Source organism: Stenotrophomonas nitritireducens (assembly GCF_001431425.1).
GTDB classification, from domain to species: domain Bacteria; phylum Pseudomonadota; class Gammaproteobacteria; order Xanthomonadales; family Xanthomonadaceae; genus Stenotrophomonas; species Stenotrophomonas nitritireducens.
In genome coordinates, this window is sequence record NZ_LDJG01000018.1 from 117,308 (window position 1) to 128,682 (window position 11,375).

Genomic DNA, 11,375 nt, shown 5'->3' on the forward strand with positions numbered 1-11,375 from the left:
TAGAGTCGGCGCAACCGCCATCGAATGCCCGCCTGAAGGGCCTGGGGAGCAAGGTGCACAAGCGCGTACGTCGTCTGCCACTGCCGGTGGCACTGCTTTCCGTCCTGCTGCTGCCGGCGCTGCCGCTGCATGCCGAGCCGGTGGGCAACCTGCGGTCGGTCGGTGCCGGCGATGGCCGCGATGGCGTGCGTGGCTGGGACCTGCTCACCGACAACGGCACGCGCATCCGCATCGAACTGCCGGCCGCTGACATCATCCGCGTGCAGGCCGGCCGCAAAGGCAGGCTGACCGGCGCCGGCGACAAGGCCGCGCCCATCGTGCTGCCGCAGCCCGGGGCCAGCGTGCAGGCGCAACTGGAAGAAGACGCGCAGGAAATCCGCGTACGCACCGATGCGCTGGTGCTGCACGTGCAGCGGCAGCCGCTGCGGCTGCGCCTGGAGCGGCTGGACGACGGCCAGCCCACCGCGCTGTGGCAGGAGCTGCAGCCGCTGGACCTGGATGCCGCGCAGAGCGTGCAGGTGCTGTCCTCGCAGCCCGACGAGGCCTTCTTCGGCGGCGGCCAGCAGAACGGCCGCTACCAGTTCAAGGGTCGCGAGCTGGAGATTTCCTACTCCGGCGGCTGGGAGGAGGGCGACCGCCCGAGCCCGGCGCCGATGCTGCTCAGTTCGCGCGGCTGGGGCATGCTGCGCAATACGTGGAGCGACGGCAGCTACGACCTGCGCCAGCCCGACCAGGCCACCCTGCTGCACCGCGAGGACCGCTTCGACGCCTACTACTTCGTCGGCGCCGGCCTGCCGCGCCTGATCGAGCGCTATACCCAGCTGACCGGCCGGCCGAACATGGTCGCGCGCTGGGCGCTGTCCTACGGCGATGCCGACTGCTACAACGACGGCGACAACATCAAGAAGCCCGGCAGCGTGCCCGAAGGCTGGAGCGACGGCCCCACCGGCACTACGATCGACGTGGTCGACAGCGTCGCCGCCAGGTACCGCGAAAACGACATGCCCGGCGGCTGGATCCTGCCCAACGACGGCTACGGTTGCGGCTACAGGCAGCTGCCCGAGACCGTGCAGGGCCTGGCGAAGTACGGCTTCAAGACCGGCCTGTGGACCGAGAACGGGGTGGACAAGATCGCCTGGGAAGTCGGCAAGGCCGGCACCCGCGTGCAGAAGCTGGACGTGGCCTGGACCGGCAAGGGCTACCAGTTCGCGATGGACGCCAACCGCCAGGCGTTCAACGGCATCCTCGACAACTCCGATTCGCGCCCGTTCCTGTGGACGGTGATGGGCTGGGCCGGCATCCAGCGCTACGCGGTGGCCTGGACCGGCGACCAGAGCAGCAGCTGGGACTATATCCGCTGGCACGTGCCGACCCTGGTCGGCTCCGGCCTGTCCGGCATGGCCTATGCCGCCGGCGATGTCGATGCGATCTTCGGCGGCAGCGCCGAGACCTTCACCCGCGACCTGCAGTGGAAGGCGTTCACGCCGGTGCTGATGGGCATGAGCGGCTGGTCGTCGAGCGCGCGCAAGCAGCCGTGGTGGTTCGACGAGCCCTACCGCGGCATCAACCGCGACTACCTGAAATTGAAGATGCGCCTGACCCCGTACATGTACGGGCTGGTGCACGAAGCCGCGCAGAACGGCGCGCCGCCGGTGCGCGGGCTGATGTGGGACAACCCCCGCGACCCGCACGCGCAGGATGAAACCTACAGGTACCAGTTCCTGCTCGGCCGCGACCTGCTGGTGGCGCCGGTGTACCGCAGCCAGGCCGCCAGCCGCGGCTGGCGCCGCGACATCCACCTGCCGCAAGGCGGCTGGTTCGATTATTGGGACGGCCGCCGCGTGCAGGCCGGCGCCGAAGGCCGCCAGCTCGACCGCCAGGTGGACCTGGCGACGCTGCCGGTGTTCGTGCGCGCCGGCGCGATCCTGCCGATGTACCCGGCCATGCTGTTCGACGGCGAGAAGCCGCTGGATGAAGTGACCTTCGACCTGTATCCGCAGGGCGACTCCCGCTACACGCTGTACGAGGACGACGGCAACACCCGCCGCTACCAGCAGGGCGAATCGAGCACGCAGCAGATCCGCATGCAGGCGCCGGCGCAGGGCAGCGGCCCGGTGCAGGTGCGCGTCGACGCGGTGCAGGGCGCTTACCGCGGACAGCTGGCGCAGCGCCGCTACGGCCTGCGCGTACTCAACCGGCAGGCGCCGGCGGCGGTGCGGCTGGACGGCCGTGCGCTGCCCGCACTGGCCGATGCGGCCGCCTTCGACGCGGCCGACGAAGGCTGGTACTTCGATGCCGGCGAACGCCGCGGCACCCTGCACGTGCGCACCGCGATGGTGGACATCCGCCAGCCGCTGCAGCTGCAGCTGGATTTCCCGGTGGCCGCCGCCGCGGCCGACGACGCGTTCCCGGCCGCGCCGCAGCAGGGCCGCGCGTTGCCGCCGGACAGCCTGCTGGTGGTCAACCGCCCGGCCGAGGAAAAGGGCTATCCGCTGGAAAACGCCTTCGACGACGATCCGGCGACCTGGTTCCGCACCGTGCGCAACCAGGCCATCCGCACCGGCGCCCACGAGTGGGTGATCGGGTTCGGCGAGAGGAAGATGATCGACGGCATTGAACTGGCGCCGCGCAACGACCAGCACTGGAAGCACGGCCAGGTACGCGACTACGAAATCTACATGGGCGACAGCAATGGCGAGTGGGGCGAGCCCGTCGCCCGCGGCCGCCTGTCGTTGAAGGAAGGCCTGCAGCGCATCGATTTCCCGGCCCATGCCGGCCGCCTGCTGCGCTTCCGCGTGCTGGGCGTGCAGAACCCGGAGGGCGAGGGCGGCAACGACCCGATGGTCACCGCTGCGCAGAGCACCGCCGCGCGCGCCATCGACGCATTGCAGCCGCGCGACGTCGGCCCGATCGCGCTGTCCACCTTCCACATCCTCGAACAACAGCTACCGGAGCGGCCGGCACGGCAGCAATACCTCTCCCAGCTGCCGCTGCCGGCCGCGCTGGCCGGGCAGGCGCGCGCCGACCAGTCGTTCCGGGGCGAGGCCGGCATGCGCATGAACGGCCTGCAGTTCCGCCGCGGCCTGGGCGTGGGTGCGCACAGCCGCATCGATATCGCGCTCAAGGGCCGCTGGCACCTGCTGCGCGCCGACCTCGGCATCGACGACGCCTGCCGCGCCGCCGGCGGCATGCAGTTCCAGGTCTGGGGCGAGGACCGCCTGCTCTACGACAGCGGCCTGGTGAAGGCGCCCGGCGTGGTCAAGCCGGAGCTGGACATCCGCGGCCTTTCCCGACTGAGCCTGCGCACGCTGGGTGCGCAGGGCAGCCAGCCCGCCCAGGTCTGTGGCAACTGGGCCAATGCCGTGCTGATCGGCGAGGAGGGCGATTCCGCCGACTTCGTCGCCCCATGACCTCCAGGTAACCGCAGCTCCCCCAATACGCCGACCACGGCCCCGCGGCCGTGGAACGGGATCGCATTGCCCGCCATCCGTTGTTCCGTGCCTCATCGTCAGGAGAGAGTCCGATGTTGCCAGCCCGCCGCAATCCCAACCGCTGCCTGTTCACACCGCTGTCGCTGGCCGTTGCCAGCGCATTGATCGCCATCGCCGCGCCTGCCCTCGCGCAGGATGCCGGCAAGGACAAAGACAAGGACAAGACCACCGAACTGGCCCGCGTCGAGGTCACCGGTTCCAACATCCGCCGCACCGATGTGGAGACCGCCTCGCCGGTGCAGGTCATCAGCAGGCAGGACATCCAGAACATGGGCGCCCGCACGCTGCTGCAGGTGCTGGACAACCTGCCGGCCGCGCGCCCGGCGCAGGTGGATTCCAAATCGTTGTTCACCGGTTCCGATGGCGCTTCGCAGGCCAACCTGCGCGGCCTGGGCCCGCAGGGCACGCTGGTGCTGCTCAACGGCCGCCGCCTGTCGTATTACGGCGCGCCGTCGGGCTTCCAGACCCAGTTCGTCAACATCGACGCCATTCCCGCCGCCGCCATCGAGCGCATGGAGGTGCTGACCGATGGCGCCTCGGCCGTGTACGGCACCGATGCGGTGGCCGGCGTCATCAACGTCATCACCAAGAGCAGCTACCAGGGCCTGGAAGTCAGCGGCACCTGGGACACCGCGCCGCGCTTCGATTCCTTCGGCGAGAAGCAGGCCAGCATCACCGGCGGCTTCGGCGACATGACCACCGACCGCTACAACGTCTATGCCAGCGTCAACCTGTACGAGCGCAACGGCATCCCGGACAGCGAGTGGTACGACAAGAACCCGGCGCAGTTCTACGTCAACAATCCGGACTACATCAAGAACCTGCGCCTGGACACCGGCAGCGCGCCGGGCGTGTTCAACCCGGGCTACTACTTCGCCTTCGACCCGGTGACCAAGGCGCGCGTGGACGAGGCCGCGCCGGGCTGCAAGAACGTGCTGCAGGTGAGCAGCGGCACGCGCTGCATCTGGCAGACGTGGATGAACCGGCAGATCAACGGCGGCGCCGATTCGCGGCGCGTGACCGCCTACGTCAACGGCCACTTCCAGGTGAACGACGCCACCGAGGCGTTCGCCGAGGTGACCTATACCGACATCGACCTGCGCGCCAACGGCGGCACGCCGCGCGCCTACGGCACCACCACCGGCAATCCGCAGAGCTGGTTCTCGCGCAATACCGGCAACACGGTCAACCAGTTCCTGTACCCGTTCCTCGGCCCGAACAACGAATACAACCACGCCAGCTCGGAAATGAAGGCGCTGATGGGCGGCGTGGTCGGCCTGAGCTACCTGTTGCAGGACGTGGGCGGCAACCACTTCGGCCAGCGCAACACCGACCGCAGCTACCGTGCGGTGACCGGCCTGCGCGGCAGCCTCGGCGACAGCGACTGGAGCTGGGAAACCGCCTTCGCCACCGCCGGCTCGCATTCGGTCACCTACCAGACCACCAACGTCAACCTGAAGGGCTTCGAGAAGGCCTTCGGCCCGTACACCGTCGATCCGGGTACCGGCCGCGTCATCATCTCCGACCATCCGGCGTACAGGTTCGGCGAGATCAGCGAAGCCAACGCCGCGCTGATCCGCGAAGCATTCCCGACCTTCGACATCCAGTCGTGGACGCGCCTGCATACCCTGGACGGCAAGGTCGAAGGCCCGCTGTTCAAGCTGCCGGCAGGCGAAGTGCGCGCGGCGTTCGGTTTCAACGCCACCCGCGAGACCTTCTACACCCCGGGCAACCCGGACGCCGCTAACGGCCTGATCACCCAGCAGGGCGGCTCGTGGTTCGACGGCAAGCGCAACACCTATGCGCTGTTCTCCGAAGCGGTGGCGCCGATCACCGACAAGCTGGAACTGGATGCCGCGCTGCGCCTGGACAAGTACCCGGGCTTCAGCGCCAACCTCGCGCCGAAGATCGGCCTGAAGTACCAGGCGCTGCCGCAGCTGCTGCTGCGCGGCACCTATTCGGAAGGCTTCCGTGCGCCCAGCCTGGCCGAGTCCGGCAGCGGTGGCGTATACGCGCAGATCGGCGGCTACCGCGACGAAACCCGCTGCGCCGAAACCAATGCGATCGCCGGCCTCCTGCGCCAGTCCAGCCGCACGGTCGACAAGGACCTGGGCAACAGCCTGTGGAACAGCGACTGCAGCCGCAACGTGGCGCGCATGACCCAGCCCAACCCGGACCTGAAGCCGGAGAAGGCCAAGATCGCGACGCTGGGCTTCGTGCTCGAGCCGACCGACTGGCTGTCGGTGTCGGCCGACTACTGGTTCGTGTACCGCCGCAACGAGATCGTCGCGCCGGACTACAGCAAGTCGGAAGAAATCAGTGCGATGACCCGCTTCCCGATCACCGAGACCGACCTGGCCAACCTGGCCGCGCTGGCCCGCATGTGCGCCGATCCGGCCAGCGGCGTGGCGTGCCCGGCGACCCTGCCGGGCTACAGCACCGGCAACGTGGCCAGCGTCATCGGCCAGTACAAGAACCGCGGCCGCACCCTGGTCGACGGCCTGGACGTGGACGCCCGCGGCCGCTTCGACCTGGGCGGGTGGGGCAGGCTGAACATCGGCGTGGCCGCGACCATCGCCAACCGCAACATGTACAACTCCGACGACGCCGACGGCTGGTACTACGGCAACGTCGTCGGCTACTACGACAACCCGCGCCTGCGCGCCACGTTCAACACCAACTGGACCTACGGCAACTGGGACACCGGCTTCTACATCAACTACGTCGGCGGCACCAAGTGGGCGTACGACCGGGTCGATGGCGAGGACAACAACGCGCAAACCTGCACCGGCAGCTATGTCGAGGCCTCGCCCAGCCAGTGCGAGGGCGCGCCTTCGTGGTGGACGGCCAACCTGAGCGTGAACTGGCGGCCGATCGAGAAGCTGAGCGTGGGCGTGACGGTGAAGAACCTGTTCAACCGCCTGCCGTTCTACGACCCGAACGACTGGATGAACTTCCCCGGCTACACCAACAACTTCGGCCGCATCTACAGCGTGACGGCTACGTACAAGTTCTGAGGATGCCCGGCCATTGCGCTCTCCCCTTCATGCGTGGCATGAAGGGGAGGGGCGCCGTGCGGGCCATCATCGTCGCGATCGAGTAAAGAGGACATGCAATGAAACGTAGGGAATTCATCCTGGCCGGCGCCGCCCTCGCAGCCACCAGCCTGCTGCCGGAAACGCCGGCCTGGGCACGCGCGCGCAAGATGCGGCTGGGCATGATCGGCACCGGAATGCGCGGCCAGGTACTGCTCAAGGAACTGCTGCGCCGCGACGACGTGGAGGTGGTGGCGCTGTGCGACATCGAGCCGATCATGCTCGGGCGCGCCACCGGCATGGTGGCCAAGGCCGGCAAGCCGGCACCCAGGACCTATGGCGGCGACGGCGACGTCAATGCCTGGAAGCGCCTGCTCGAACAGCGCGGGCTCGATGGCGTGGTCATCGCCACGCCGTGGGAATGGCACGCGCCGATGGCGATCGCCGCGATGCAGGCCAAGGTCGCGGTCGGCTGCGAAGTGGTGGCCGGCATCAGCCTGCAGGACCACTGGGACGTGCTCAACACCCAGCTGCAGACCGGCACGCCGTACATGCTGCTGGAAAACGTGTGCTACCGCCGCGACGTGATGGCGGCGCTGCAGATGGTGCGGCAGGGCCTGTTCGGTGAACTGGTGCACCTGCAGGCCGGCTACCAGCACGACCTTCGCGGGGTGAAGTTCAACGACGGCAATCCCGACCATCCCTACAGCAGTGGCGTCGAGTTCGGGCCCAAGGGCTGGTCCGAAGCGCGCTGGCGCACCGAGCACTCGGTCAGGCGCAACGGCGAGCTCTACCCGAGCCACGGCATCGGCCCATGCGCGATGTACACTGGCATCAACCGCGGTAACCGCTTCACCCGCATCAATGCCTTCGCCAGCAAGGCGCGCGGCCTGCACGAGTACACCGTGGCCAAGAGCGGCGGCACCACGCACCCGAGCACCCGGGCGCAGTTCAAGCTCGGCGACATCGTCACCACCACGCTGGCCTGCGAGAACGGCGAAACCATCCTGCTGCAGCACGACACCTCGCTGCCGCGCCCGTATTCGCTGGGCTTCCGCGTACAAGGCACCAAGGGGCTGTGGATGGACCTCAACCACGGCATCCACATCGAGGGCCGCAGCCCGCCGCATGAATGGGAGGACTTCAAGGCCTACCAGGACCAGTACGAACACCCGCTGTGGAAGCAGCATGCCGACACCGCCGCCGGTGCCGGCCATGGCGGCATGGACTGGTTCGTGATCCATGCCTTCGTCGAGGCGCTGAAAGCCAATGCGCCGATGCCGATCGACATTTTCGACGCCATCACCTGGAGCGCGATCACGCCGTTGTCCGAACAGTCCATCGCCAATGGTTTCCAGACCCTGGACTTCCCGGATTTCACCGGCGGCCTGTGGCAGCAGCGCAAGCCGATCTTTGCGTTCGACGGCGCTTACTGAGGCACGTCCCACGATCCCAGGAGCGGCTTCAGTCGCGCCCCGGCTTTCCCGGCGAGGGCCCGGTCGCGGCTGAAGCCAGCCTGCAGCAGGCGGTGCCGGCCTTTCAGGCCTCGGCGTCCGCGTCGGCCACCGGCGAAGGCGGGCAGGCCGGTACTTCCGCCGGCGTGGCCAGTTCCTCGGCATGCGACGGCGCGGCCATCATCTTCGCCTGGCGCCAGCCGCCCCAGCGGTAGTACGCCAGCGACAGCAGCATCGACACCAGCGAGCTGACCGGGAAGCTCCACCAGATGGCGTCGGCGCCCCAGTAGGGCTGCAGCAGCTCGGCGAAGGGCACGCGCACGCCCCACAGCGAGGCGGCCAGGATCAGCAGCGGCGCGATCACCGCGCCGGTGGAGCGCACCACGCCGGAGATCACGAAGCTCACGCCGAAGAACAGGAACGACCACACCGCGATGTGGTTCAGGTGCCGCGCCACCGCCAGCGCCTGGCTGCCGTCGGGCAGGAACAGCGCCAGCGAGTGCCGGTCCAGCAGGATCAGCGGCAGGATCAGCACGCCGGTGAGCAGGAAGTTGAACAACACGCCCTTGCGCGCGGTGCCGCGCACGCGGTCCCAGCGGCGCGCGCCCACGTTCTGCGCGGCCATCGACGAACACGCCGCGCCGATCGCCATCGCCGGCATCTGCACGTAGGTCCACAGCTGCAGCGAGGCGCCGTAGGCCGCGGCGGTATCGGTGCCGTAGTCGTTGACCATGGTCATCAGCATGATCATCGACAGCGAGATCAGCACCATCTGCAGGCCCATCGGCACGCCCTTGACCACCAGCGCGCGGAGGATGCCCAGGTCGATGCGGAACAGCGCCATGTCCTTGCGGCCCAGCCACAGCACGTGGCCGCGGTGGCGCATGTAGGCCAGCAGGCCGAGCAGCGACAGCGACTGCGCCAGCAGCGTGGCCCACGCCGCGCCGGCGATGCCCAGCTGCGGGAACGGACCGATGCCGAAGATCAGCAGCGGGTTGAGCACGATGTCCAGCGCCACCGATACCAGCAGGAAGCGGAACGGCGTGCGCGAGTCGCCGGCGCCGCGCAGGGCCGCGCTGAGGAAGGCGAAGGCGTACAGCGTCGGGGTGGCCAGGAAGATGATGCGCAGATAGGCCTCGGCCAGCGGCAGCGAGACGGCCGGCGTGCCCATCGCCGCCAGCAGCGGATGCGCCATGAACCAGCCGGCGATGGCGATCAGCACCGAGATGCCGATGAAGAAAGTCGCGCTGGTGCCCATCACCCGCCGCGCCTGGGCCACGTCGCGCGCGCCCATCGCCTGGCCGATCAGGATGGTGGCGGCCATGCCGATGCCGAACACCGAACCGATCAGGAAAAACATGATGTTGTTGGCGTTGGCCGTGGCAGTCAGCGCCGCCTCGCCGAGGAACTTGCCGACCCAGATCGCGTTGACCGAGCCGTTCAGCGACTGGGCGATGTTGCCGGCCAGGATCGGCAGGGCGAACAGCAGCAGGTTGCGCCCGATCGGGCCTTCGGTCAGCGAGCGGGTGGGGTGGGCGGCGGTCATGGGCGCAGGTCGGTGGCTGAATGCGGACACTAGCATCGCCGGTGTGACGATGCCCGCGGGTATCGTTACGATGGCGGCTGCTTATGGCCAGCGGAGGAAAGCGAATGCTGAAACAGCTGTGTGGCGCGATGGCGGTGCTGGCCTTGTCGGCCTGCGCCAACTCCGAACGCCTGATGGACGCCAGCGTGCGCCCGTCCGACCGCGCCGACTGCCTGGTCGGCAACGAGCGTGCCGACGCCAGGGACAAGAACGCCGTGCCCTCGATGCGCAGCAGGCGCTGCAACCCCGACGACAGCCTGAACTGGACCGTCGGCCAGTCGCGCAAGGATGCGATGGAAGTGGATTTCAAGAAAAAGAATGACTGACGGAAGTACCCCGGCGCCTGCCATCCGGCTCGATGTCTGGCTGTGGGCCGCGCGCTTCTTCAAGACCCGCAGCCTGGCCAGGCAGGCGGTGGAGACCGGCAAGGTCGAGATCGGCGGGCAGCGTCCGAAATCCTCGCGCGCGGTCCGCGTCGGCGATGCGCTGCGGGTGCAGCGCGGCGAGGAGATGTTCGAGATCGGCGTGCGCGGTCTCAGCGACACGCGCGGACCGGCGCCGGTGGCGCAGGCGCTGTACGAAGAGAGCGAGGCCTCGCGCAAGGCGCGCGAGGAACAGCGCCTGCAGCGCGCCGCCGCCCGCGACGGCTACCTGCCGCCGGAGCACAAGCCAGACAAGCGCGCGCGCCGGTTGATCCGCGCGCTGGGCGACATCGACGCCCTGTAGAGCGGGGCACCGCCCCGCTGGGGCCTTATCGGTGAAGCCCGCCGGGCGCTGCCCGGCGCTACAGAACCCAAGCGCCCTGTAGAGCGGGGCACCGCCCCGCTGGGGCCTTACCTGCCAAGCCCGCCGGGCGCTGCCCGGCGCTACAGAACCCCAGCGCCTTGTAGAGCGGGGCAACGCCCCGCTGGGGTCTTACCGGCCAAGCCCGCCGGGCGTTGCCCGGCGCTACAGAACCCAGCCACCTTGTAGAGCGGGGTACCGCCCCGCTGGGGTCTTACCGGCCAAGCCCGCCGGGCGCTGCCCGGCGCTACAGAACCCAGCCACCTTGTAGAGCGGGGCACCGCCCCGCTGGGGCCTTATCGGTGAAGCCCGCCGGACGTTGCCCGGCGCTACAGGGCACGCGGCGATGGTTTCTCCACGGGCTGCGGCGCCGGGTTCAGCGCTTGCCGCTGCCCAGCAGTCCGCTGCCGAGCTTGATCAGGTCGGACACGCCGAACTGGCCGTCGCCGTCCTGGTCCAGCAGGCTGCCGAGCAGGCCGCCGCCGATGCCGCCCTGCTGCACCACATGCTGCTTTTCCTGGCCGAGCATCTGGCTCAGGCCGCTGGCATCGGCCTGGCCGCCGCTGGACATGCGCTGCGCCAGATAGGCCATCACGATCGGAGCGAGGATCTTGAGCAGTTGCCCGGCACGTTCGCCGCTCAGGCCGGTGGCCTGGGCCAGGCCGGCTTCGGCACGGCCCTGGCTGCCGCCGAAGATGTGGCCGAGGATGCCGGCGCCGTTGGCGGCCGGACTGCCGCCGCCACCCAGCACCGAGCCGAGCACGTTGCCGATGTCCAGGCCGCTGTGGTTGTTCTGCAGCGCGCCAAGCAGGGCTTCGGCCCCCTGCGGTTTGGCGGCGTTGTTGCCCAGAGCGCCCATCAGCAGCGGCAGCGCCGCACTGATCGCGCCCGAAGCCTGCTGGCTGTCGAGGCCCAACTGCTGGGAGACCTGTTGCAGCGGCGCGCCCTGCAACTGGGAAAGGAGATCGTCGGTGAGGCTCATCGGAGCGTGGTCCTTGCAGTGGTTGAACACGGGCATGGTAGCGCC

The 11,375-nt window shown here is 69.0% G+C and carries 7 protein-coding genes; 5 read left to right on the top strand and 2 right to left on the bottom strand.

Going from position 1 to position 11,375, the window contains the following annotated elements; translation table 11 throughout:
- Nucleotides 1–53 precede the first annotated feature (53 nt).
- From ABB22_RS12600 to ABB22_RS12610, 3 genes are all read left to right on the top strand, one after another.
- The gene (locus ABB22_RS12600) at nt 54–3,410 is read left to right on the top strand and encodes a TIM-barrel domain-containing protein (protein WP_055768305.1); all 3,357 of its coding nucleotides are present in this window, start codon (nt 54–56) and stop codon (nt 3,408–3,410) included.
- A gap of 113 nt (nt 3,411–3,523) precedes the next feature.
- On the top strand, nt 3,524–6,508 hold the full coding sequence (locus ABB22_RS12605) for a TonB-dependent receptor domain-containing protein (protein ID WP_055768308.1): 2,985 nt from the start codon (nt 3,524–3,526) through the stop codon (nt 6,506–6,508).
- 98 nt (nt 6,509–6,606) lie between these two features.
- Nucleotides 6,607–7,962: a Gfo/Idh/MocA family protein gene (locus ABB22_RS12610; RefSeq protein ID WP_055768312.1), complete on the top strand. Its 1,356-nt coding sequence runs from the start codon at nt 6,607–6,609 to the stop codon at nt 7,960–7,962.
- A gap of 103 nt (nt 7,963–8,065) precedes the next feature.
- Here ABB22_RS12610 and ABB22_RS12615 read toward each other — a convergent pair whose 3' ends face one another.
- Nucleotides 8,066–9,526, bottom strand: coding sequence for an MATE family efflux transporter (locus ABB22_RS12615; RefSeq protein ID WP_055768315.1), 1,461 nt, complete (start codon nt 9,524–9,526; stop codon nt 8,066–8,068).
- Between the two features lie 104 nt (nt 9,527–9,630).
- Here ABB22_RS12615 and ABB22_RS12620 point away from each other — a divergent pair, with 104 nt between their 5' ends.
- On the top strand, nt 9,631–9,891 hold the full coding sequence (locus ABB22_RS12620) for a hypothetical protein (RefSeq protein WP_055768318.1): 261 nt from the start codon (nt 9,631–9,633) through the stop codon (nt 9,889–9,891).
- Entirely contained in the window at nt 9,884–10,291 is a 408-nt protein-coding gene (locus ABB22_RS12625) for an RNA-binding S4 domain-containing protein (RefSeq protein ID WP_055768319.1), read from the top strand. Before ABB22_RS12620 ends, ABB22_RS12625 begins: the two co-directional genes overlap by 8 nt.
- Nucleotides 10,292–10,724: 433 nt before the next feature.
- On the opposite strand, the gene ABB22_RS12630 is transcribed toward ABB22_RS12625, so the two are convergent.
- Complete coding sequence (locus tag ABB22_RS12630; RefSeq protein WP_055768542.1) at nt 10,725–11,330, bottom strand: DUF937 domain-containing protein; 606 nt, start codon at nt 11,328–11,330, stop codon at nt 10,725–10,727.
- Between the last annotated feature and the right edge of the window lie 45 nt (nt 11,331–11,375).

Coding starts and splice junctions, on each gene's coding strand:
- ABB22_RS12610 (WP_055768312.1), top strand. CDS start 6,607: ATGAAACGTAGGGAATTCATCCTGGCCGGCGCCGCCCTCGCAGCCACC.
- ABB22_RS12625 (WP_055768319.1), top strand. CDS start 9,884: ATGACTGACGGAAGTACCCCGGCGCCTGCCATCCGGCTCGATGTCTGG.
- ABB22_RS12630 (WP_055768542.1), bottom strand. CDS start 11,330: ATGAGCCTCACCGACGATCTCCTTTCCCAGTTGCAGGGCGCGCCGCTG.
- ABB22_RS12605 (WP_055768308.1), top strand. CDS start 3,524: ATGTTGCCAGCCCGCCGCAATCCCAACCGCTGCCTGTTCACACCGCTG.
- ABB22_RS12620 (WP_055768318.1), top strand. CDS start 9,631: ATGCTGAAACAGCTGTGTGGCGCGATGGCGGTGCTGGCCTTGTCGGCC.
- ABB22_RS12615 (WP_055768315.1), bottom strand. CDS start 9,526: ATGACCGCCGCCCACCCCACCCGCTCGCTGACCGAAGGCCCGATCGGG.